Consider the following 21,814-nt stretch of genomic DNA (forward strand, 5'->3'; position numbering starts at 1 on the left):
CAGGCGGGTGGCGCCCACGGGCACGGCTCCGGCGGGCGCGGCTCCGGCGGGCGCGGCGAGGGGCGGCAGGAGGGTGGCGGCGACGGCGGCGGCGGTGACGGCCGCGGTCCGTCCGGCCGTGGCGGTGCGGCGCCGCCAGGGCGCGGGCCATCTCGGTGTCACAGGGGGCTCCTTGCGCTCACGGCTCGGTGGGGCCGGGCTGCGGGGTGAGGGGATCGGAGGGTGAACAGGTTTGACCAGGTGGGGGGTTGGGGGGCGCGACGGCGCTCCGCGTGACCGTAGCGCCGCCGCAAGGCTTGCAGCAAGGGCCGTGAAAACATCGGCAAGATTTTTCACGGCCCTTGCGTGGCAAGCCCGTTCAGCAGGAGGAGCGGCCGGTGTGCAGCGCGAGCGCCGTGTTGGCGCCCAGGGTGGCGGTGAAGCGGCCGGCGCCGTCCACGGCCACGGTGCCGCCGCCCTGCACGTCGCAGTAGGTGCCGGCGGGCAGCGAGGTCTGGTAGGTGCGGGTCAGCGGGCCCGTCTCGTGGTTGAGGGCGACGAAGCCCCGGTTGCCGCGCCCGAAGGCGATGGCGTTGTTCCCGTTGTCCCACCAGTCGGTCACCGCCTGCCCGCGGGTGGCGTTGCGGAAGCCGACCATGGACCTGATCTCCGGCCAGGCGTGCTGGCACTTCCACCTGTCCTGCCAGCAGGCGTTCACCCGGCCCCCGTTGGGCGGCCCGGCGTCCGCGTCGGACCACTCGTAGCCGGAGTGGACGTCGGGGGCGCCGTAGGGCCAGGCCAGCATGAAGACGTTGGCCAGGGTGTAGTCGGCGCCGTTCTTGTAGCTGAGCGTGGAGCCGTTGCGCTCGGTGTCGTGGTTGTCGACGAAGACGGCGGCGACGGAGCCGCTCATGTACCCCCAGCCCTCGCCGTAGTTCCTCAGGTAGGCGAGCTTCTCGGAGGTCAGGACCCGCTTGAGGTCGTAGGCGTAGCGGAACTCCTGGACGTCGCCGTTGCCGGTGTACTCGGTGGGCTGGACGGCCTCGCCGGCGCCGAAGATCACCTCCTGCTTCCAGTAGGCGGCGGGCCGGGTGAGGCGGGACTTGATGTCGGCGAGGTCGCCGGCGGGCATGTGCTTGGCGGCGTCGATGCGGAAGCCGTCCACGCCGAGGGAGAGCAGGTCGTTCATGTACCCGGCGATGGCGCCGCGCACGTACTCCTCACCGGTGTCCAGGTCGGCGAGGCCCACCAGTTCGCAGTGCTGGACGTTCCAGCGGTCCCGGTAGTCGGTGATCTCGGCGGTGCAGTCGTCGAAGTCGGGGCGCGAGTACAGCCCGGGGTAGTCGTACTTCGTGTACGAGGAGCCGCCGGTGCCGGTGCCGCTGCCCGCCGACATGTGGTTGATGACGGTGTCGACGACGACCTTCACACCGGCCCCGTGGCAGGTGTCGACCATGGAGCGGAAGGCGTTGCGGTCGCCGAGGCGTCCGGCGATCTTGTAACTCACCGGCTGGTACGAGGTCCACCACTGACCGCCCTGTATGTGCTCGGCGGGCGGGGAGACCTGGACGTACCCGTACCCGGCGGGGCCGAGCGCGGTGGCGCACTCCCGGGCCACGGAGGCGAAGTCCCACTCGAAGAGGACGGCGGTGACGTCCTTGTCGCCGGGCGGGGACGCCTGTGCGTTAGTCGGGTTCATGACAAGGGAAGCGGCGGCGGCGAGGGCTGCCGCCCCGAGCAGGGCTCTGCGGGCCATGTGGGGATTCCTTCTCCGTCGAAGGCGGGTCGGACTCGTGGGGTACCGCGAGCGGCTGAGGATTCTTGCAGCAACCTTCAGAAAGCTTGCGGTGACGCAGATGGTAGAGGCCCGCCGCCGGAAAGGCAGCGGGCCGTACCGAATCGGTCCAAGATTCTTGCCGACGCCCCCCGGGGAGGCGCTGGTTGCCCGTCAGTCCCGGGCGCCGGTCCACCAGACCGTCGTGTCGCCCGGTACGGTCACCGTGCCGTCCGCCCCGGTCACCTCGCCGCTGGTGAGCAGCACCCGCCCGTGGTCCGGCACCTCGACCGGACCGGCCGTGGTGTTCGCGACGCACACGAACTCCCCGCGGCGGAAGGCGAGGACGCCCTCGGGCGAGGGCAGCCATTCCACCGCGTCCCCGGCGCCGAGGCCGGGCTGCTCGCGGCGCAGGGCCAGCGCGGAGCGGTACAGCTCCAGCGTGGACCCGGCGACGCCGGTCTGCGCCTCCACGCTCAGCTCGCCCCACCCGGCCGGCTGCGGCAGCCAGCTCCCGCCGCCGCCGAACCCGTACGAGCCGCCCCCGCGCGTCCACGGGATCGGCACCCGGCAGCCGTCGCGGAAGCCGTCCTGGCCGGCGCCGCGGAAGTACGCCGGGTCCTGGCGCACCTCGTCGGGGAGGTCGACGACGTCCGGCAGGCCCAGTTCCTCGCCCTGGTAGACGTAGGCCGATCCGGGCAGCGCCAGCATCAGCAGGGTCGCCGCGCGGGCCCGGCGCAGGCCCAGCGCGCGGTCGCCGGCCTGCCGGATCTGGGTGCCGAGGCCGGGCGGGTTGGCGAAGCGGGTGGCGTGCCGGGTGACGTCGTGGTTGGAGAGCACCCAGGTGGCCGGGGCGCCGACCGGGCGCATCGCGTCCAGGGTGCGGTCGATGACGGAGCGCAGCTCGGCGGCGTCCCAGTGGGTGCCCAGGTACTGGAAGTTGAACGCCTGGTGCAGCTCGTCGGGGCGGACGTAGTTGGCGGTGCGCTCGACGGTCGGCGTCCACGCCTCCGCGACGAAGATGCGGTCGCCGGAGTACTCGTCGAGGATGCGCCGCCACTGGCGGTAGATGTCGTGGACACCGTCCTGGTCGAAGAAGGGCATCACGTCGTTGCCCAGGAGCCTGAGCTGCTCGTGGGAGCCCAGGTCGGGCAGGCCGTCGGCCTTGACCATGCCGTGCGCCACGTCGATGCGGAAGCCGTCGACGCCCTTGTCCAGCCAGAAGCGCAGGATGGAGCGGAACTCGTCGCCGACGGCGGGGTGCCGCCAGTTGAAGTCGGGCTGCTCCGGGGCGAAGAGGTGCAGGTACCACTCCCCCGGCGTGCCGTCGGGCTCGGTGACCCGGGTCCAGGCGGGGCCGCCGAAGATGGACTCCCAGTCGTTGGGGGGCAGTTCGCCGTCGGGACCCTTGCCGGGGCGGAAGTGGTAGCGCTCGCGCAGCGGCGAGCCGGGGCCCTCGGCGACGGCACGCCGGAACCAGTCGTACTGGTCGGAGGAGTGGTTGGGGACCAGGTCGACAATGACGCGCAGGCCGAGGCGGTGGGCGTCGCGGATCAGCGCCTCGGCGTCCGGGAGGGTGCCGAACATGGGGTCGACGGCGCGGTAGTCGGCGACGTCGTAGCCCGCGTCGGCCTGCGGCGAGGCGTAGAAGGGGCTGAGCCACACGGCGTCCACGCCGAGGTCGCGCAGGTAGGGCAGGCGGCTGCGGATGCCCTCCAGGTCGCCCATGCCGTCGCCGTCGGCATCGGCGAAGCTGCGGGGGTAGACCTGGTAGATCACCGCGTCGCGCCACCAGTCGGGGCGCTCGGCGACCGGGACGGGGGCCGGGGCGGTCTGGGGAGTCGGGGCCGGGGCGGCTGAGTGCTGCTGGCTCATGTCGTCCTTGATGCGGTGGGGGTTCCCCCGGTGGGGGCGTACGGGTCGTGAAGTCGTCGTGCGGGGCCGCGCACGGGGCGGGGGTGGCCGGGCGCGGGGCGCCCGGCCGGGGCGTCAGCCCTTGGTGCCGCCCGCGGTGAGGCCGGTGACCAGGTTCTTCTGCACGAGGTAGAAGAAGGCGGAGACGGGTATCGCGATGAGGACCGCGGTGGCGGCCATCAGGTGGCGCTGCGCGTCGTGTTCGCTGACGAAGCTCTGCAAACCGACCGCGAGGGTGTACTTGCGGTCGTCGAGGAGGAACGTGGTGGCGAAGGCGACCTCGCCGAAGGCGGTGATGAAGCTGTAGAAGGCGGCGACGGCCAGTCCGGGCTTGGCCAGCGGCAGGATCAGCCGGACGAAGGTGCCGATCGGGGAGAGCCCGTCGACGCGTCCGGCCTCGTCGATCTCGAAGGGGATGGTGTCGAAGTACCCCTTCATCAGCCAGGCGCAGTAGGGCACCGCGGTCGAGCAGTAGACGAGGATCAGGCCGAGGTAGTTGTCGATGAGGCCCAGCCGGGACAGGATCTGGTACATCGGCACCATCAGGACGGCCACCGGGAACATCTGGGTGACCAGGAGCACCCACATGAACCGGCGGTACCCCGGGAAGCGCATGCGGGAGACCGCGTAGCCGGTGCTGGCGGAGACCAGGACGCCGATGAGCGTGGTGCCGAGCGAGACGATCAGCGAGCTCTTCAGCCAGTCGGAGAACGCGGTGTGCTGGAGCACGAACGCGTAGTTGTCCAGCGTCATCTTCCGCCAGATGCCGCCGGGGTGCAGGTAGTCGTCCTTGTCCGGGCCGAGGGAGAGGAAGACCAGCCAGGCGACCGGGAAGAAGGCGACGGCGCTCGCCACGCCGAGGACGGTGTGGGAGGCGAGCCGCGCCAGCGGGCCGCGCTCGCCGCGCGGGCGCACCGGGCGGGGCGGGGCGGGCGGGGAGGCGGGCGGCGGGGCCGGGGCGGCGGTCGTGACGGTCGGGGTGCTCATGGCGGCTCCTGCCTCAGAACGCGAGCTGCTGCTCGTAGCGGTTCAGCCAGCGGCGGTAGAAGGAGGTGAAGACGATCAGGATGGCCAGCAGGAGGATTCCGTAGGCGGCGGACTGCGCGAAGTCGCGCGGCTGCTGTCCGAAGCCGAGCTGGTAGGCCCAGGTGACGAGGATCTGCGCCTCGGGCGCGGTGTTGCCGAAGAGCAGGAAGATGACGGCGAACTGGTTGAAGGTCCAGATCACGCCGAGCAGGACCACGGTGGAGCTGACCGAGCGCAGTCCGGGCAGGGTGACGTGGCGAAAGCGCTGCCAGGCGCCCGCGCCGTCCATCTCGGCCGCCTCGTACAGGGCGCCGTCGATGGACTGGAGGCCGCCGAGCAGGGAGACCATCATGAACGGCACCCCGCACCAGGTGTTCACCATGATCGCGGCGGTGCGCTGCCAGAAGGTGTCCTCCAGCCAGGCGGGCGCCGGCAGGTGCAGGAAGTCCAGGGCGGAGTTGACGATGCCGCTGTCGGCGAGCATGAAGCGCCAGCCGAAGACGGTCACGAAGGTCGGCACGGCCCAGGGCAGGATGAGCACGAGCCGGTAGAAGGTGCGGCCCCGCAGCTTCTGGTCGAGGAGCAGGGCGAGTCCGAGGCCGATGCCGTAGTGCAGGGCGACGCAGGCCGCCGTCCACACGATCGTCCACACGAAGTGCGACCAGAAGCGGTCGTAGGCGGTCGGGCCCCACAGGATGTCGGCGTAGTTGTCGAGGCCGATGAACTTGTAGGTGGCCGCGATCTCGTTGACGCCGATGGTGCGGGCCGAGTTGAGGCTGTTGGCGTCGGTGAGCGTGAGGTAGAAGCCGTACGCCAGCGGATACAGCACCAGGACGCCGAGCACGACGGCCACCGGCGCGATCATGGCGTAGGCGTACCAGTGCTTGCGGTAGCCGTGCTTGAGGCGGCTGACCGGGCCGGGACGCGGGGCGCGGTCACCGCGGCGCTCGCCGGTCGCGCGGTCGATGGCGACTGTCATGGTTCGGCACCTTCTGGAGGATCAGGCCGGAGGATCGGGGGGGCGGCTCACGGGCCGGCGGTCGCCGGGTCCCGGCCCCGTCGGGGCGGGGTCCGGCGACCGCGCGGGCGTCACTTGCCGAAGTCCGGCACCAGCTTGGCGAAGGCGGTCTCGGCGTCGGACAGTCCCTTGTCGAGGGACTGCTTCCCGGCGGCGATCTGGGGCAGTTCGTCGTCGAGCGGGCCCCACAGCGAGCTGTACTCGGGCAGTGCCGGGCGCGGCTGGGCGGCGGGCAGGACGCCCTGGAAGCCGGCGATGCCCGGGTCGGCCTTGACCTGGTCGGTGTAGGCGTCGTCGCGGGTGGGCAGCGTGGAGTTCTTCAGCGCGACCGTCTCCTGGGACTTGGCCGAGGTCATGAACTTCAGGAAGGTGAGCGCCGCCTTCTGGTGCGCGGCGTCCGAGCCCGCGTACACCGAGAGGTTGTGGCCGCCGGTCGGGGCGCCGGCCTTGCCGGTGGAGCCGGCCGGGACGGTGGCGATGCCGAGGTTGCCCTTGTCCTGGAAGGCGGAGCCCTTGTAGAAGTTGGTGATCTCCCACGGGCCCTGGATGATCGAGGCGACCTTGCCGTTGACGAAGGCGTCCTGGATGTGGGCGTACGCCTCGGCGGTGGCGTCGGCCTTGTGCAGGCCCTTGCCGTCGAAGAGGCCGAGCCAGGTGCCGTACGCCTTCTTCGCCTCGGGGGAGGCGACGGTGATCTTCTTGGCGCCGGCGTCGACGGTGTCGGTGCCCTCGCCGTAGAGGAACGGCTGCCCGTAGTAGCCGGCGGTGGAGCCCCAGTAGCCGTCGACGCCGGTCTTGTCCTTGATGGTGGCGGCGGCCTTCCTGAGGTCGTCCCAGGTCTTGGGCGCCTCGACGCCGGCCTTCTCGAAGAGCTGCTTGTTGTAGACGAAGGCGAGGGTGTCGGTGACCAGCGGCACGCCGTACGTCTTGCCCTCGTACTTCGCCTGCTCGACCAGGCTGGGCTGGAACTTCGCGGCGTCGTCGAGGGCCTCGGTGCCGTCCAGCGGCAGGAAGAAGCCCTTCTGGGCGAAGGCGGGGGTCCAGCCGACCTCGGAGCGCAGCACGTCGGGGGCGCCCTTGGAGCCGGCGGCGGTGTCGAACTTGTTCTGCGCCTGGTCGAAGGGGACGTTGACGTAGTTGACCTTGATGTCCTTGTGGGCGGCCTCGAACTCCTTGACCAGCGCCTTGTACGTGGGCGCCTCGTTGGTCGCGTTGGAGGTGTCCCACCAGGTGAGGGTGACCGGACCGCCGGCCTTGTCGTCGCCCGCGCCGTCCCCGCCGCACGCCGTCGCCGCGAGGGCGAGGGACGCCACCAGAGCGGTGGCCGCTATGCCACGCCGCATGAGTTCTCCTTGAGGGTGAAAGCCCGGGTGCCGCAGGGTGCGGGTCCGTCCGCCGTCCTGCCACCGTGCCGACTGCGCCGCGGCGGTGCCCCGGCCGCTCGAACGAGTGGGCCGGAGGGCTCCGCCGGGCGACGTGAACGTAACAGCGATGCAAGCGGCGCGAAAGTGCTTGCAGAAAAAAAGTGCAAGGACTGCCGAGAGTTATCCCGCCGTGACGTGACCTCGATCGCCGCGAGACCGGTCCGGGGCCGGTGTTGGCCGGTGTTGGCCGGTATTGCTCCTGGCCGCTCACCGGCACGGCAGGCCGTCAAGGACTTGTGCAAGACTCTGCAAGCACTTGCCAGACGGTCCGGTGACGACGCGCCCCGCGTCGCGGACCCCGAAGCCACCCCGGCCCGACGACCGGTGGCCCGACCATGGGGGATCGCGATGACCCAGCAGCCCGCGGCGGGCCGTGCCCCGGCGCGCACCCGGCGGACGATCGGTGGGCAAGCCCCCACCCGGCCGGTACAGTCCAGCCCTGTGACCACCCGGCTTGCCGACATCGCCGCGCAGGCGGGGGTGAGCGAAGCGACGGTCAGCCGGGTCCTCAACGGGAAGCCGGGCGTCGCCGCCACCACCCGCCAGTCCGTGCTGGCCGCGCTCGACGTCCTCGGCTACGAGCGTCCGGTGCGGCTGCGGCAGCGCAGCGAGGGGCTGGTCGGCCTGATCACCCCGGAGCTGGAGAACCCGATATTCCCCGCCCTGGCCCAGGTCATCGGCCAGGCGCTGACCCGCCAGGGCTACACCCCGGTCCTCGCCACCCAGACGCCGGGCGGCTCCACCGAGGACGAGCTGACCGAGATGCTGGTCGACCGCGGGGTCGCCGGCATCATCTACGTCTCCGGGCTGCACGCCGACACCACCGCCGACACCCAGCGCTACGAACGGCTGCGGGCGCGCGGGGTGCCCTTCGTCCTCGTGGACGGCTTCTCGCCCAAGGTGCAGGCCCCGTTCATCTCCCCCGACGACCGCGCGGCGATGCACCTCGCCGTCACCCACCTCGTCTCCCTCGGGCACACCCGGATCGGGCTGGCGCTCGGGCCCAAGCGGTTCGTGCCCGTGCAGCGCAAGATCGAGGGCTTCGTGCGCACCGTCCAGGAACAACTGGGGCTGAGCGCAGAGACGGTGGAGCGCGACTTCGTCCGGCACTCGCTGTACACCCTGGAGGGCGGCCAGGCCGCCGCGGCGGCCCTCATCGGCCGGGAGTGCACGGCGGTGGTGTGCGCCAGCGACATGATGGCGCTGGGCGCCATACGCGCCGCACGGCAGCGCGGCCTGGAAGTGCCCCGCGACATCTCGGTCGTCGGCTTCGACGACTCGCCGCTGATCGCCTTCACCGACCCGCCGCTGACCACCGTGCGCAAGCCGGTCCCCGCCATGGGGCAGGCGGCGGTGCGGACCCTGCTGGAGGAGATCGGCGGGACGCCCGCGCCGCACAGCGAGTTCGTGTTCATGCCGGAACTGGTGGTGCGCGGCTCGACGGCCTCGGCACCGGGCGAGCGGCCCCGCTCCTGACCCCGGCCCCGGCCCGCGCGTGCGTCCCCGTCCGGTTGGAGGGATGATCGGTGTGGAAGGGGTTTTCTGGCAGACTTTATGCCTATGGGTGACGTGACCGTGACGACTTCGGAGGGCCCGCGCGAGGGCGTTCCGCAGCCCGTCGGGGACCGGGGGCGACGGCGCCTCATGGACCGGATGCGCACTCCCCGTCCGCCGCGGCTGTGGTTCGAGATCCTGCTGATCGCGCTGAGTTACTGGACGTACTCGATCGTGCGCAACGCGGTGCCCGAACAGCGGGCGCAGGCGCTGCGCAACGCCGACTGGATCTGGCACTTCGAGCACCAACTCGGCACCGCCTTCGAGCTGTCGGTCAACCACGCGGCGAACTCGGTGACTTGGCTCGTCATCGGGATGAACTACTACTACGCCACCTTGCACTTCGTGGTCACGCTCGGCGTGCTGGTGTGGCTCTACCGCCGCCATCCGGGCCGGTACGCGGCGACCCGGCTGGTGCTGTTCGCCACCACCGCCGTGGCACTCGCCGGTTACTATCTGTATCCGCTCGCGCCGCCCAGGCTGATGAGGGGCGGCCACTTCGTCGACACCGTGATGGTGCACGAGACCTGGGGCTCGATGGCCTCCGGCGACCTGAAGACCATGTCCAACCAGTACGCCGCGATGCCGTCGATGCACATCGGCTGGTCGCTGTGGTGCGGGCTGACCCTCTTCGCCCTCGCCAGGGTGCCCTGGGTGCGGGTCCTCGGCCTGCTCTACCCGGCGCTCACCCTGGTGGTGATCGTGGCGACCGCCAACCACTTCTGGCTGGACGCGGCGGGCGGCCTCGTCTGCCTCGCCTTCGGCTACGCGGTGGCGTGGCTCTGGTACGGACGGTGGCCGTACGCCCTGCCCCGGCGGGCACCGGCCCGGCAGAAGCTCCGGAAGGGCGCGCGGCCGGCGTCGGGAAGACCGTAGGGCCCCACCGGGCCGTGTGCCGCACGGCTCCGGCGGGGTCCGGGAGCCGGCAGGCCCGCGGGGCGCCCCTCACGCCCCGTAGAACAGCTCCTCGACCACCGTGCGCGCCAGCCGCGTGGTACGCCGGTACGCCTCCAGCATGTCCCCGGCGTGACCGGGCCCGTAGCCCAGGTACCGGCCGACCGCCGCCAGGTCACGGCTGTCCGTGGGGAAGGTGTCGCCGGCCCGGCCGCGCACCAGCATCACCGCGTTGCGTACGCGGGTCGCCAGCACCCACGCCTCGTCCAGCGTGGCGGCGTGCTCCTCGGGGACCAGCCCGGCCGCGCATGCCGCCGTGAGGGCCTCGCGGGTCCGCGTGGTCCGCAGCGCGGGCACCTCGTGCGCGTGCCGCAACTGCGTCAGTTGCACGGTCCACTCCACGTCGGAGAGGCCGCCCGGCCCCAGTTTGGCGTGGAGCTTGGGATCGGTGCCGCGCGGCAGCCGCTCGGACTCCATCCGGGCCTTGAGCCGCCGGATCTCCCGTACGGAGTCCTCCGGCAGGCCCCGCGCCGGGTAGCGCAGCGGGTCGACCAGTTCCATGAAGCGCCGGCCCAGCTCCTCGTCGCCGGCGACGAACTCCGCCCGCAGCAGCGCGTGCGACTCCCACGCCAGCGACCAGCGCCGGTAGTACGCCTCGTACGACTTCAGGGTGCGCACGGGCGGGCCCGACCTGCCCTCCGGGCGCAGGTCCGCGTCGACGACCAGCGGCGGGTCGGCGCTCGGCACCTGGAGCAGCCGGCGCATCTCGGCGACGACCCGGCCGGCGGCGTCGGCGGCCTCGCGCTCGTCCACGCCGTCGCGGGGCTCGTGCACGAAGAGCACGTCGGCGTCGGAGCCGTAGCCCAGTTCGTTGCCGCCGAAGCGGCCCATGCCGATGATCGCGAACCGGGTCGGCAGGGTGTCCCCCCAGCCCGCCCGGACCACCGCCCGCAGCGTGCCGGCGAGGGTCGCCGCGGTCAGGTCGGAGACGGCGGCGCCGACCCGGTCCACCAGGGCGCCCTGGTCGGCCTCGGCGGGCCGGGCCTCGGTGCCGTAGGAGCCGACGATGTCGGCGGCGGCGGTGCGGAACAGCTCGCGGCGGCGGACCCCGCGGGCCGCCGTCACGGCCTGCACGGCGTCGTCGGCGCGGCGGACGGCGGCCAGCACCTCCTGTTCGAGCTGGGCCCGGCCGCGCGGCGCGAGCCCGGCGGCGGCGCCCTCGCCGAGCAGCGCCACCGCCTCCGGCGCCCGCATCAGCAGGTCGGGGGCGAGCCGCCCGGCGGACAGCACCCGGGCGAGGTTCTCGGCGGCGGCGCCCTCGTCGCGCAGCAGCCGCAGGTACCAGGGGGTCTTGCCGAGCGCGTCGGAGACCTTGCGGAAGTTGAGCAGGCCCGCGTCCGGGTCGGCGGAGTCCGCGAACCAGCCGAGCAGCACCGGCAGCAGCGTCCGCTGGATGGCCGCCTTGCGGGTGACGCCCGAGGCCAGCGCCTCCAGGTGCCGCAGGGCGGCGGCCGGGTCGGCGTACCCGAGGGCCACCAGGCGCTCCCGGGCCGCCTTGGCGGAGAGCCGGGTCTCGCCGGGCGCGAGCTGGGCGACCGCGTCGAGCAGCGGCCGGTAGAAGAGCTTCTCGTGCAGCCGGCGCACCACGGCCGCGTGCCGCCGCCACTCGCGCAGCAGCGTCGTCACCGGCTCGGTGCGCAGGCCCAGCGAGCGGCCGAGGCGGCGCAGGTCGGCCTCGTCCTCGGGCACCAGGTGGGTGCGGCGCAGCCGGTACAACTGGAGCCGGTGCTCCATGGAGCGCAGGAAGCGGTACGCCTCGTCGAGCTGGGCGGCGTCCGCCCGGCCCACGTACCCGCCCGCGGCGAGGGCGTCCAGCGCGTCCAGCGTCGTCCCGCTGCGCAGGGCGGGGTCGACGCGGCCGTGCACGAGCTGGAGGAGCTGCACCGCGAACTCGACGTCCCGCAGCCCGCCCGGCCCCAGTTTGAGCTGCCGGTCGACCTCGGCGGGCGGGAGGGTCTCCACCACCCGGCGGCGCATCTTCTGCACGTCGGAGACGAAGTTCTCCCGTTCGGACGCCTGCCACACCAGCGGGCGCACGGCGGCCAGGTACTCCTCGCCGAGGGCCGCGTCGCCGGCCACCGGGCGGGCCTTGAGCAGCGCCTGGAACTCCCAGGTCTTCGCCCAGCGCTGGTAGTAGGCGAGGTGGCTGGCGAGGGTGCGCACCAGCGGCCCGTTGCGGCCCTCGGGGCGCAGATTGGCGTCGACGGGCCAGATGGAGCCCTCGACGGTGGTCTCGGAGCAGATCCGCATCAGGTGCGAGGCGATCCCGGTCGCGGCGCGCAGCGCCCTGGTCTCGTCCGCGCCCTCGGCGGGCTCCGCCACGAAGACGACGTCGACGTCCGAGACGTAGTTCAGCTCGTGGCCGCCGCACTTGCCCATGGCGATCACCGCGAGCCGGCACAGCGCGGCGTCCTCGGGCGCGGCGGCCTCGGCGAGGGCGAGGGCGGCGCGCAGGGTGGCGGTGGCGAGGTCGGCCAGTTCGGCGGCGGTCTCGGCGACGTCGATGGTGCCGCACACGTCCCGGGCGGCGAGGGCGAGCAGGCAGCGCCGGTAGGCGATCCGCAGGGAGACCGGGTCGTCCGCCCCGGCGAGCCCGCTCTCGAACTCGGCGACGCCGGGGTGCAGGTCCCGGGGCTCGTACGTGACCAGGGCCCGCCAGTCGCCGCAGTGCCGGGCGAGGTGGTCGCCCAGCGCCTCGGAGGCGCCGAGCACGCCGAGGAGGCGGTCGCGCAGCGGTTTGGCCGCTATCACGGTGTCCAGCAGCTCCCGGCGGGCGGCGGGCTCGGGCTGGGCCTCCAGCAGCCGGACCAGTTGGTGCAGGGCGAGGTCGGGGTCGGCGGTGGCGCCCAGCGCCTCCAGCAGGACCGGGTCGTCGCGGACCGGGGCCAGTTCGGGGGCGTCGAGCAGCCGCTCGGCGGCGGAGGGGTCGGTGAAGCCGTGCCGGAGCAGCCGCGTGAAGGTACTGCTCCTGCGTCCCGGCGCCGCCATCTGGGCCTCCCTGTCACCCACCGGCCACCGGCCGGCCCACGCGATACGTCCCCGAGCCTAGCGGCCTCGGCGGCCCGCACCCGGGGACGGCGGGGTGGGGGCGCCATGTCGGGGCCGGGGGGGGCGCGGGCGCCGCGTCCGGCTCAGCGGGGCGGGCGCCGCGTCCGGCCCGGGGCGCGGGCGCCGCGTCGGGGCCGGGGGGCGCGGGCGCCGCCCTGCCTCAGCCGGATTCGCGCCAGCGGTTGGTGATGGGCAGGCGGCGGTCCTTGCCGAAGCCCTTGGGCGAGATCTTGGTGCCCGGCGGGTACTGGCGGCGCTTGTACTCCGCCGTGTCGACCATCCGCAGCGTCTTCGTCACCAGCTCCGCGTCGTACCCGGCGGCGACGATCTCGTCGGCGCCCCGGTCCCGGTCCACGTACAGCTCCAGGATCGCGTCGAGCACCGGGTAGTCGGGCAGCGAGTCCGTGTCCACCTGGCCCGGCCGCAGCTCGGCGCTGGGCGGCTTGGTGATCGAGTTCTCGGGGATCGGCGGGGTCTCGCCGCGCTCGGCGGCCGAGCGGTTGCGCCACTCGGCGAGGCGGAAGACCCACGTCTTGTAGACGTCCTTGATGGGGCCGAAGGCGCCCACCGAGTCGCCGTAGAGGGTCGAGTAGCCCACCGCCAGCTCGGACTTGTTGCCCGGGGCGAGGACGATGTGGCCCTCCTGGTTGGAGATCGCCATGAGGGTCGTCCCGCGCAGCCGCGACTGGAGGTTCTCCTCGGCGAGCCCGGTCAGCCCCAGCGCGCCCATGAACGCGTCGAACATCGGCTCGATGGACACGGTGCGGTAGTGCAGGCCGGTACGGCGGGCCAGCTCGGCCGCGTCGTCCTTGGAGTGCTCGGAGGAGTACTTGGACGGCATCGACACGCCGTAGACGTTCTCCGCGCCCAGCGCGTCGCAGGCGATCGCGGCGACCAGCGCGGAGTCGATGCCGCCGGAGAGGCCGATGAGCACCGAGCGGAAGCCGTTCTTCTCCGCGTAGGCCCGCAGGCCGGTGACGAGCGCCGCGTAGACCTCCGCGTCGTCGTCGAGGCGCGGCGCCTGCCCGGCGGCGGGCTCGGGCGCGGAGGCGGGCAGCGGCCCTCCGGAGAGGACGACGCGGTCGATGCGCAGCCCGTCGTCGACCACCCCGCCGGGGGCGTCCGGGTCGGCGGCCGGCAGGTCGAGGTCGACCAGCAGGCACTCCTCGGCGAACTGCGCGGCCCGCGCCAGCACGGTGCCGTCCCGGTCGACGACGATGGAGTCGCCGTCGAAGACCAGCTCGTCCTGGCCGCCGGTCAGGGCGAGGTAGGCCGTGGTGCACCCGGCCTCCCGGGCGCGCTTGCGCACCAGCTCCAGCCGTGTGTCGTCCTTCTCCCGCTCGTACGGGGAGGCGTTGACGGAGAGCAGCAGCCCGGCCCGCGCCGAGCGCGCGGCGGGCACCCGGCCGCCGTCCTGCCACAGGTCCTCGCAGATGGCGAGGGCGACGTCGACGCCGTGCACCCGCAGCACGGGAAGGGTGTCGCCGGGGACGAAGTAGCGGTACTCGTCGAAGACGCCGTAGTTCGGCAGGTGGTGCTTGGCGAAGGAGAGGACCGCCTCCCCCCGGTGCAGCACGGCCGCCGCGTTGCGCGGGGCGCCGGCGGGGCGGCCGTACGCCGGCCGGTCGTGCGGGGCGCGGTCGAGGTAGCCGACGAGCACCGGCAGCTCGCCGAGGCCCTCGTCGGCGAGGCGTGCGGCGAGGGCGCGCAGGGCGGCGCGGGAGGCGTCCACGAAGGACGACCGCAGGGCGAGGTCCTCGACGGGGTACCCGGTCAGCGCCATCTCCGGGAACGCCACGAGGTGCGCTCCCCGCTCGGCGGCGCGGCGGGTCCGGCGGACGACCGACTCCGCGTTCCCGGCGAGGTCGCCGACGCGGGCGTCGATCTGGTTCAGGGCAAGTCGTAGTTGGGGCACGCGCCCAGTGTAATCGTCACTCCGACACGATGGGGTGACGCGGCGGGGTCCGGCGGAGCGACACGGTGGCCGTACCGGGCGCTGTGCCGTACGGGAGGTGCCGCAGGAATGGCCCGACCGAACGGGTGGCCTCTACCCTGCGGTGAGAGCGGTGCGCCGCAGGGGCACGCCCGGACGGGACCACCCGGACGGCACCCCGGGGCCGTCCGCCCGTGCGGTGCGCGGTCGCCGTGGGGCGTCCGGTCCGGGCCGCCTGGCCGGCCGAGGTCCGCAACGCGATCGCCACACCGCTGTGGTGTGATGCTCGGGTGCCCGACCGCCTCCCGCCGTACCGGAGACAGGCGGCCTGACCAGCGAGGATGGGGAAGCGGAAGATGGACAAGCAACAGGAGTTCGTGATCCGGACGCTGGAGGAGCGCGACATCCGGTTCGTCCGCCTGTGGTTCACGGACGTGCTGGGCTTCCTCAAGTCGGTGGCCGTGGCCCCGGCCGAGCTGGAGCAGGCGTTCGACGAGGGCATCGGCTTCGACGGCTCCGCCATCGAGGGCTTCGCCCGCGTCTACGAGTCCGACATGATCGCCAAGCCCGACCCGTCGACGTTCCAGGTGCTGCCCTGGCGGGCGGAGGCGCCCGGCACGGCCCGGATGTTCTGCGACATCCTCATGCCGGACGGCTCGCCGTCCTTCGCCGACCCCCGCTACGTCCTCAAGCGCGCGCTGGCCCGCACCTCCGACCTGGGCTTCACCTTCTACACGCACCCGGAGATCGAGTTCTTCCTGCTGAAGGACAAGCCGGTCGACGGCACGGTGCCGACCCCGGCCGACAACTCCGGGTACTTCGACCACACCCCGCAGAACATCGGCATGGACTTCCGCCGCAAGGCCATCACCATGCTGGAGTCGATGGGCATCTCGGTGGAGTTCTCCCACCACGAGGGCGCCCCGGGCCAGCAGGAGATCGACCTGCGGTACGCGGACGCGCTCTCCACGGCGGACAACATCATGACCTTCCGCCTGATCATGAAGCAGGTCGCGCTGGAGCAGGGCCTCCAGGCCACCTTCATGCCGAAGCCGTTCTCGGAGCACCCCGGCTCGGGCATGCACTCGCACCTGTCGCTCTTCGAGGGCGACCGCAACGCCTTCTACGAGTCCGGCGCGGAGTACCAGCTCTCCAAGATCGGCCGCTCCTTCATCGCGGGCCTGCTGCGGCACGCGGCGGAGACCTCGGCGGTCACCAACCAGTGGGTCAACTCCTACAAGCGCATCTGGGGCGGCTCCGAGCGCACCGCCGGCGCGGGCGGCGAGGCCCCCTCGTACATCTGCTGGGGCCACAACAACCGCTCGGCGCTGGTCCGGGTGCCGATGTACAAGCCCGGCAAGACCGGCTCCGCGCGGGTCGAGGTCCGCTCGATCGACTCCGGCGCCAACCCGTACCTGACCTACGCGGTGCTGCTGGCGGCCGGGCTGAAGGGCGTCGAGGAGGGCTACGAACTCCCGCCGGGCGCCGAGGACGACGTATGGGCCCTCTCGGACGCGGAACGCCGCGCGCTGGGCATCGAGCCCCTGCCGCAGAACCTGGGCGAGGCCCTCGCCCTGATGGAACGCAGCGACCTGGTCGCCGAGACCCTCGGCGAACACGTCTTCGACTTCTTCCTCCGCAACAAGCGCCAGGAATGGGAGGAATACCGCTCCCAGGTCACCGCCTTCGAACTCCGCAAGAACCTGCCGGTGCTGTAGGGGCAGGCCGGGACGGGTTTCCCGCCGACTCAGCGGATGGGGCTGCCGGTCCGTGACCGTCAGCCCCATGGCATCTCACTGGCCCTAGGGGCAGTGGGCCTCCTGCCACCTACTGCAAGACCAGGAGGTCCAGCGTGATGGGCCCGCAGCCCAAACGGGCTGCCAGATCTGAAACCGTTGCGCGAACGTAGGGGTAAACCGCCATTTGCACGGTGATACGCCCGAATGCGGCGAGCGCTTCCTCACTCGCATCTCCATCCGGGGTGCCCTCTCCTGGAAAGTCGAAGAGGGCACCCACCTGGAGGCCGATTCGCAGGGCATCCTTGCCGCCCGAGCCCTTGATGGTGAGATCGTGTTCGAAGCGGTACAGCAAGCCGCCCTCCGAACGTCCCACCGTGAGCTTCGTCGAGAGCCCTTCCACGGGCTGGAGGTGATCAGCAGCCTCTGCGTCGAGCACCTTTGCATGCACCTCAAGGACTCTGATACCCGAGAGGCGAGCTCGTCTGGCAACGCTGAGCGCCTGCTTCTGCTCATCTTCTGCCACGTCCAGAACGAAAGGCATAGTGTCTCGTTTCAACCAGCACTTCGAGAAGCCAGCGACTCAGTCGTCACCGACCGCCACGTATTCCAGCAGGAAACCCATTCGGCACTCGGGCCATGAGACGCGCTGGGGCGCTGAAACTCGGTGCTCGCCGATTGCGCCGCTGTGATCTCGTAGAACTCAGAGCGCACATGCTGCTCTCGCGGCATCGTGCCCCATCGAACAAGCCATCCATCGACGACAGCCATTTCGTCCCGACTGAGGTAGCGCTCAGGATCGCCACTTCCCGGAATGTTCCGATGAAGCCACTCGTTCACGACACCCCATTCCCAGATTCTTTTTCCGTTAGGGGCACCCACCGGCGTCGGAAACGCTGCCCCCTTGTGGCGCTCACCGTGAATAATCTGGCGAATGCTTTCCCTGCTGCGGTCGGTGCGGCGAGCGATCTCCGAGGCGTCAACCAGGTCGCGATGCATGCGGCAGACGACAACGTCGAGCTTGCGCTGGAGCTCCATCGCCGCATTCTTAGCGGCGCTCACTCCGTTGCCGTGGCCATCCATATACAGGGTGATGAGAAAGCGCCCGAAAGATTCAGCGACCGTTCCGTCGAAGTGCTCGTAGAACGCTTCCTCGACAGCGGCCACGTCGCACGGCGGCTGCACCTCAAAGCTGAGTGCGTAGGTCGTCATCGGCGCTCCCCCTCCGGTCGATGGACCTGTTGACGGCTGTCAACGCTATGTTACGGGAGTTGGCTTTCTCATGCGTATTACTTGGAGCTCATAACATGATCTGGAAGTGACCTGGACGGGCGTGACCGGTCGGTCGATTCACCCGTTCGTGACTACGACGACGGCACGCTGTTGATCCAGGCCGTCACGGCCTTCGGTCTCCGACGAACCCTGCCCACGCGTCCCGGGTGACGGCGAGGTGGGGGCCGTCGGGGTGCTTGGAGTCGCGGAGGTGGACGGAGGTGGCGGTCACCGCCACCTCGACGCAGTCGTGACCGTCCCCGCTGCTGCTGTAGCTGCTCCTGAACCACGTCAGAGCTGTGACGGGCGGCCGGGGTACCGGGACGTGGTTCATGCGCCGGCTTCGGTCCCGTCACCGGCAGCGACGAACTCCGCCCAAGCCGTGCGGGTTACGGCCAGGTGGGGGCCGTCGTGACGCTTGGAGTCGCGGAGGTGCACGGAGGTGGCGGTCATCGCCACCTCCACGCAGTCGCTGGGGTTGCTGGTGTCGCTGTAGCTGCTCTTGAGCCAGACCAGAGCGGCGGCTTCCGGGCTTGCCGGGCGGTGGCTCATCCGTCGGCCACCTCCACAAAACGCGCCCACGCGGCCCGGGTGACGGCCAGGTGAGGGCCCTGTGGGTGCTTGGAGTCGCGGACGTGGACGGAGGCGGGAGTCATCGCCACCTCCACGCAGTCGTTGGGGTCACTGCTGTCGCTGTAGCTGCTCTTGAACCACAACAGTTCGGACCCGCCCACTGTCGTTGCCTGGTAGCTCATGTCTCCCCCAGCACTTGTTCGATGAAGGCCAGTGACTCCCGCGCGGTCAGAGCCTCGGCCCGGATGATGCCATAGCGCAGTTCGAGGACCCGCAGTCGGCGGGGATCGGTGACGGGCCGGCTGTCATGGGAGTTGTCCGCCCTTCCGGCCGCCGTGCCGTCACCGAACTTGAGCACCTGGATCCGTCCGCCCGTTCCGGGGTGATCTCCGCGAGAGGTCGGCATCACCTGGATGTCGACATTCCGCAGCCGCGCCGTGTCAAGCAGGTGCTCAAGCTGTCGGCGCAGGACCATTCTGCCGCCGATGGGCCGCCTGAGGGTCACCTCTTCCTGGACAAAGCTGAGTTCGGGAGCGGGGACCCGGTCGAAGATCGCATTGCGCGCCATCCGCGCGGCGACCGCTCTCTCCAACTCGTCCTCTGTCAGAGCCGGCCGGCTCGTCCCCAGAAGCGCACGGGCGTACTCCTCGGTCTGCAGGATTCCGTGCAGGTTGTGCGTGGCGTACGACAACAGCTCCACTGCCTGCGACTCCAGCTTCGCCAAGTCCCGCACTCTCTTGGGATAGCGGACCTTCTTCACGTCCTCCCACGTCGCCGCCAGCAGTCCGCCCGCGTTCAGTACCTCGTCGGCCTTCTCCAGGTACTCGCGGCGGGGGATGCGTTTGCCGCCCTCGACCTTGTAGACCAGGTCCTCCCCGTACCCGGCCGCTGTGCCGAAATCGGCCGCCCGCATTCCCGCGGCCTCGCGGCGTAGTCTCAACTGGCGTCCGACCGTGGCGATGACCGCCACACCCCATTCGTCGTCCGGGTCGACTTCCCAGCCCGGCTCGTCCGCCTCGCCGTTCACCGGCATCCGCGCCCCTCCGTTCCCCGCGTCGTACCGCGATGTGCGTCACGGTAGGGGCGTGGGCGGTTCGGGTGGCCGGGAAGGGCGCCGGGGTACGCCAACCGGGTGACGGGCCGGTCGGCGCCCTCAGCGGTGTGCCGGTTCCGTCGGGTCGGGGACGTGGGTGGCGATCACGCGTTCGCGGGTGGGGGGCGGTGCGGGGGTGCGGCGGCGGTCCACCGCGTACGACGTGGCCGCCGCCGCCAGGCCGAGGAGGGCCAGGGCCGTGCCCGCGAGGGCCGGGGAGGTGACGCCGAGGCCGGCGGCGAGCGCGAGGCCGCCGATCCAGGCGCCGGCGGCGTTGGCGAGGTTGAAGGCGGCCTGGTTGGCGGAGGAGGCCAGAGAGGGGGCGGCCTGCGCCTTCTCCATGACGGTGAGCTGGAGCGGGGAGCCGGTGGCGAAGGCGGCCGTGCCGAGCAGGAGGACCCCCGCCGCCGCCCCCGCCCGCGTGCTCATCAGCACCGGGAAGAGGGCGAGGACCAGGGCGAGGGCGGCCAGCCCGCCGAAGAGGGTGCCGCGCAGGCTGTGGTCGGCCAGCCGCCCGCCCAGCAGGTTGCCCACCGTCGCGCCGACCCCGAACAGCGCCAGCAGCAGCGTCACGCTGGACCCCGCGTACCCGGCGGCCCCGGTCAGCATCGGCGCGATGTAGCTGTACGCGGCGAAGAGCGCGCCGAAGCCGGCGACGGTCGTGCCGAGGGCCAGCCAGACCGGCAGGGAGCGCAGCGCGGCCAGTTCGCGGCGCAGGCCCGCCCCCGGGGCCGGGGCCTCCTCGCGCGGGACCAGGAGGGCCAGCGCGGCCGTCGCGCCGACGCCGATGACGCTCACGCCGAGGAAGGCGGCCCGCCACCCCAGGTGCTGGCCGAGGGCGGTGGCCGCCGGGACGCCGACGATGTTGGCGATGGTCAGCCCGAGGAACATCAGGGAGACGGAGCGGGCCTTGCGCTCCGGCGCGGCCCACCCCGCGGCGACGACGGCGCCGACGCCGAAGAAGGCGCCGTGCGGCACTCCGCTGACCAGCCGGGCGGCGAACAGCGAGGCGTACCCGGGGGCGAGGGCCGACAGGACGTTGCCCACGACGAAGAGGACCATCAGGGCGATCAGGACCGTGCGGCGGGGCAGCTTCGCGGTCGCGGCGGCGAGCACCGGGGCGCCGAGGACCACGCCGAGCGCGTACGCGGAGACGAGGTGGCCGGCGGCCGGGACCGTGATGCCCAGGTCGTCCGCGACCTCGGGCAGCAGCCCCATCATCACGAACTCGGTCGTGCCGATGCCGAAGGCGCCCACGGCGAGGGCGAGCAGGGCCAGGGGCATGAGGGGGCGTGCCTTTCGGGAGCGGGGGTCCGGAGCGGGCCGGCGCGCACGGCGGCCCGGTCGAATGTTCCAATGCGAAACAAAGTCTCTCAGGGCCGGGTCTCCCCCGGGTGACGCGGAGGTGTCCGGCAGCCGCCCGCACGGCGCCGACCTGGGGGTTCAGGAGGTCTCTGTGTCGACCTTCACACGCGCGGCGATCGGCAGGTGGTCGCTTCCGGTCTGCGGGAGGGTCCAACTGCTCACCGGTTCCACACCGGTGATGAGGATCTGGTCGATGCGGGCCATCGGGAAGGCCGCCGGCCAGCTGAAGCCGAAGCCGTCGCCCGCCGCGCCCTGCGGGGAGCGCAGTTGGGAGGTGATGGCGTTCAGCGCGCGGTCGTTCATGGTGCCGTTGAGGTCGCCGAGGAGGATCTTGCGCGGCAGCGCCTCGTCGGCGATGGCCTCGCCGAGCGCGTCGGCGCTCTTGTCGCGCTGCCGGGCGGTGAACCCGGCCTCCAGCTTCACCCGGACGGAGGGCAGGTGGGCGACGTACACCGCGACGGGTCCGGAGGGGGTGGCGACGGTGGCGCGCATGGCGCGCTTCCAGCCGAGCTTGATGTCGACCGCCCGTACGTCGCTGATCGGGTACCTGCTCCACAGGCCGACCGTGCCGACCACGGCGTGGTGCTCGTAGGTGGCGGCCAGCGTCCGTTCGTAGACGGGGACTGCGGACGCCTTCAGCTCCTCCAGGGCGAGCACGTCCGCGCCGGAGGCGGCCACGGAGCGGGCGGTGCCGGACGGGTCGGCGTTGTCGGCGTTGACGTTGTGGGAGACGACCATGAGGTCGCCTCCGGTGCCGGTCTTGTCGAAGAGGAGGCCGCCGAAGAGGTCCAGCCAGACGGCGACCGGCAGCACCAGGGCGATCAGCGCCGTGGCCGAGCGGCGGACCAGGGCGATCAGCAGCAGGACCGGCAGGAGCAGCCCGCACCACGGCAGGAAGGTCTCGGTGAGGCTGCCGAGGTTGCCGACCGCGTTCGGGATGCGCGAGTGCGCGGCCATCACCGCGGCCAGCAGGACGGCCACCGCCGCGGTGAGCAGGCCCCGGCGCCAGATCCGCCGGTCGCCGCGCCAGCCGGCGGTCATCCGCTGGAGCAGGCGCCGGAACCGGCCCCCCGGGCGCCCGGGGCCCGGACCGCCCCCGTCCGTCTCCGCCATGTACGCCTGCTGCGCCATACCGCTGCCTCACTGCCTGC

Annotated in this window: 18 protein-coding genes; 3 read left to right on the forward strand and 15 right to left on the reverse strand. The window is 72.0% G+C overall.

Annotated elements, in window-relative coordinates:
• Positions 1-358: 358 nt before the first annotated feature.
• From J5Y05_RS26770 to J5Y05_RS26790, 5 genes are all read right to left on the reverse strand, one after another.
• Positions 359-1,735, reverse strand: coding sequence for an alpha-amylase (locus J5Y05_RS26770; protein ID WP_210875660.1), 1,377 nt, complete (start codon positions 1,733-1,735; stop codon positions 359-361).
• Between the two features lie 192 nt (positions 1,736-1,927).
• Positions 1,928-3,628: a glycoside hydrolase family 13 protein gene (locus J5Y05_RS26775; RefSeq protein WP_210875661.1), complete on the reverse strand. Its 1,701-nt coding sequence runs from the start codon at positions 3,626-3,628 to the stop codon at positions 1,928-1,930.
• 114 nt (positions 3,629-3,742) lie between these two features.
• Positions 3,743-4,654 carry a sugar ABC transporter permease gene (locus J5Y05_RS26780; protein ID WP_210875662.1) on the reverse strand — a complete coding sequence of 304 codons (912 nt, stop codon included), beginning with the start codon at positions 4,652-4,654 and terminating at the stop codon, positions 3,743-3,745.
• A gap of 13 nt (positions 4,655-4,667) precedes the next feature.
• A complete protein-coding gene (locus J5Y05_RS26785; RefSeq protein WP_210875663.1) occupies positions 4,668-5,672 on the reverse strand; it encodes a carbohydrate ABC transporter permease in 1,005 nt (334 codons plus the stop codon).
• Between the two features lie 110 nt (positions 5,673-5,782).
• Positions 5,783-7,054, reverse strand: coding sequence for an extracellular solute-binding protein (locus J5Y05_RS26790; RefSeq protein ID WP_210875664.1), 1,272 nt, complete (start codon positions 7,052-7,054; stop codon positions 5,783-5,785).
• A gap of 522 nt (positions 7,055-7,576) precedes the next feature.
• Here J5Y05_RS26790 and J5Y05_RS26795 point away from each other — a divergent pair.
• The gene (locus J5Y05_RS26795) at positions 7,577-8,611 is read left to right on the forward strand and encodes a LacI family DNA-binding transcriptional regulator (protein WP_307854104.1); all 1,035 of its coding nucleotides are present in this window, start codon (positions 7,577-7,579) and stop codon (positions 8,609-8,611) included.
• An 84-nt stretch (positions 8,612-8,695) separates the two neighbouring features.
• Positions 8,696-9,565 carry a phosphatase PAP2 family protein gene (locus J5Y05_RS26800; protein WP_210875666.1) on the forward strand — a complete coding sequence of 290 codons (870 nt, stop codon included), beginning with the start codon at positions 8,696-8,698 and terminating at the stop codon, positions 9,563-9,565.
• A gap of 69 nt (positions 9,566-9,634) precedes the next feature.
• Here J5Y05_RS26800 and J5Y05_RS26805 read toward each other — a convergent pair whose 3' ends face one another.
• Both J5Y05_RS26805 and J5Y05_RS26810 read right to left on the reverse strand, forming a co-directional pair.
• Positions 9,635-12,631, reverse strand: coding sequence for a bifunctional [glutamine synthetase] adenylyltransferase/[glutamine synthetase]-adenylyl-L-tyrosine phosphorylase (locus J5Y05_RS26805; RefSeq protein ID WP_210875667.1), 2,997 nt, complete (start codon positions 12,629-12,631; stop codon positions 9,635-9,637).
• A 220-nt stretch (positions 12,632-12,851) separates the two neighbouring features.
• Positions 12,852-14,606, reverse strand: a complete 1,755-nt coding sequence (locus J5Y05_RS26810) for an NAD+ synthase (RefSeq protein WP_210875668.1) — start codon at positions 14,604-14,606, stop codon at positions 12,852-12,854.
• Between the two features lie 374 nt (positions 14,607-14,980).
• Between J5Y05_RS26810 and glnA2 the strand changes: the two genes are divergently transcribed.
• The gene (glnA2, locus tag J5Y05_RS26815; RefSeq protein WP_030422401.1) at positions 14,981-16,342 is read left to right on the forward strand and encodes a gamma-glutamylpolyamine synthetase GlnA2; all 1,362 of its coding nucleotides are present in this window, start codon (positions 14,981-14,983) and stop codon (positions 16,340-16,342) included.
• A 109-nt stretch (positions 16,343-16,451) separates the two neighbouring features.
• On the opposite strand, the gene J5Y05_RS26820 is transcribed toward glnA2, so the two are convergent.
• The 8 genes from J5Y05_RS26820 to J5Y05_RS26855 all read right to left on the reverse strand — a co-directional run bounded on the left by J5Y05_RS26820 (position 16,452) and on the right by J5Y05_RS26855 (position 21,704).
• A complete protein-coding gene (locus J5Y05_RS26820; protein WP_210875669.1) occupies positions 16,452-16,904 on the reverse strand; it encodes a hypothetical protein in 453 nt (150 codons plus the stop codon).
• Positions 16,905-16,915: 11 nt separating this feature from the next.
• Positions 16,916-17,572, reverse strand: coding sequence for a hypothetical protein (locus J5Y05_RS26825; RefSeq protein ID WP_210875670.1), 657 nt, complete (start codon positions 17,570-17,572; stop codon positions 16,916-16,918).
• Positions 17,573-17,756: 184 nt separating this feature from the next.
• Positions 17,757-17,966 (reverse strand): DUF397 domain-containing protein, encoded by a 210-nt coding sequence (locus J5Y05_RS26830; RefSeq protein ID WP_210875671.1) that lies wholly within the window; start codon positions 17,964-17,966, stop codon positions 17,757-17,759.
• On the reverse strand, positions 17,963-18,184 hold the full coding sequence (locus J5Y05_RS26835) for a DUF397 domain-containing protein (protein ID WP_210875672.1): 222 nt from the start codon (positions 18,182-18,184) through the stop codon (positions 17,963-17,965). Before J5Y05_RS26835 ends, J5Y05_RS26830 begins: the two co-directional genes overlap by 4 nt.
• Positions 18,181-18,387, reverse strand: a complete 207-nt coding sequence (locus J5Y05_RS26840; RefSeq protein ID WP_210875673.1) for a DUF397 domain-containing protein — start codon at positions 18,385-18,387, stop codon at positions 18,181-18,183. Before J5Y05_RS26840 ends, J5Y05_RS26835 begins: the two co-directional genes overlap by 4 nt.
• The gene (locus J5Y05_RS26845; protein WP_210875674.1) at positions 18,384-19,238 is read right to left on the reverse strand and encodes a helix-turn-helix domain-containing protein; all 855 of its coding nucleotides are present in this window, start codon (positions 19,236-19,238) and stop codon (positions 18,384-18,386) included. Before J5Y05_RS26845 ends, J5Y05_RS26840 begins: the two co-directional genes overlap by 4 nt.
• Positions 19,239-19,358: 120 nt before the next feature.
• Positions 19,359-20,582, reverse strand: a complete 1,224-nt coding sequence (locus J5Y05_RS26850; RefSeq protein ID WP_210875675.1) for an MFS transporter — start codon at positions 20,580-20,582, stop codon at positions 19,359-19,361.
• A gap of 159 nt (positions 20,583-20,741) precedes the next feature.
• Positions 20,742-21,704, reverse strand: coding sequence for an endonuclease/exonuclease/phosphatase family protein (locus J5Y05_RS26855; RefSeq protein ID WP_372450532.1), 963 nt, complete (start codon positions 21,702-21,704; stop codon positions 20,742-20,744).
• Between the last annotated feature and the right edge of the window lie 110 nt (positions 21,705-21,814).

Source organism: Streptomyces tagetis, from assembly GCF_018069565.1.
Taxonomy (GTDB): domain Bacteria; phylum Actinomycetota; class Actinomycetes; order Streptomycetales; family Streptomycetaceae; genus Streptomyces; species Streptomyces tagetis.

Coding starts and splice junctions, on each gene's coding strand:
- J5Y05_RS26775 (WP_210875661.1), bottom strand. CDS start 3,628: ATGAGCCAGCAGCACTCAGCCGCCCCGGCCCCGACTCCCCAGACCGCC.
- J5Y05_RS26790 (WP_210875664.1), bottom strand. CDS start 7,054: ATGCGGCGTGGCATAGCGGCCACCGCTCTGGTGGCGTCCCTCGCCCTC.
- J5Y05_RS26855 (WP_372450532.1), bottom strand. CDS start 21,704: ATGACCGCCGGCTGGCGCGGCGACCGGCGGATCTGGCGCCGGGGCCTG.
- J5Y05_RS26780 (WP_210875662.1), bottom strand. CDS start 4,654: ATGAGCACCCCGACCGTCACGACCGCCGCCCCGGCCCCGCCGCCCGCC.
- J5Y05_RS26845 (WP_210875674.1), bottom strand. CDS start 19,238: ATGCCGGTGAACGGCGAGGCGGACGAGCCGGGCTGGGAAGTCGACCCG.
- J5Y05_RS26825 (WP_210875670.1), bottom strand. CDS start 17,572: ATGACGACCTACGCACTCAGCTTTGAGGTGCAGCCGCCGTGCGACGTG.
- J5Y05_RS26835 (WP_210875672.1), bottom strand. CDS start 18,184: ATGAGCCACCGCCCGGCAAGCCCGGAAGCCGCCGCTCTGGTCTGGCTC.
- J5Y05_RS26800 (WP_210875666.1), top strand. CDS start 8,696: ATGGGTGACGTGACCGTGACGACTTCGGAGGGCCCGCGCGAGGGCGTT.
- glnA2 (WP_030422401.1), top strand. CDS start 14,981: ATGGACAAGCAACAGGAGTTCGTGATCCGGACGCTGGAGGAGCGCGAC.
- J5Y05_RS26785 (WP_210875663.1), bottom strand. CDS start 5,672: ATGACAGTCGCCATCGACCGCGCGACCGGCGAGCGCCGCGGTGACCGC.
- J5Y05_RS26820 (WP_210875669.1), bottom strand. CDS start 16,904: ATGCCTTTCGTTCTGGACGTGGCAGAAGATGAGCAGAAGCAGGCGCTC.
- J5Y05_RS26850 (WP_210875675.1), bottom strand. CDS start 20,582: ATGCCCCTGGCCCTGCTCGCCCTCGCCGTGGGCGCCTTCGGCATCGGC.
- J5Y05_RS26840 (WP_210875673.1), bottom strand. CDS start 18,387: ATGAGCTACCAGGCAACGACAGTGGGCGGGTCCGAACTGTTGTGGTTC.
- J5Y05_RS26830 (WP_210875671.1), bottom strand. CDS start 17,966: ATGAACCACGTCCCGGTACCCCGGCCGCCCGTCACAGCTCTGACGTGG.
- J5Y05_RS26770 (WP_210875660.1), bottom strand. CDS start 1,735: ATGGCCCGCAGAGCCCTGCTCGGGGCGGCAGCCCTCGCCGCCGCCGCT.
- J5Y05_RS26805 (WP_210875667.1), bottom strand. CDS start 12,631: ATGGCGGCGCCGGGACGCAGGAGCAGTACCTTCACGCGGCTGCTCCGG.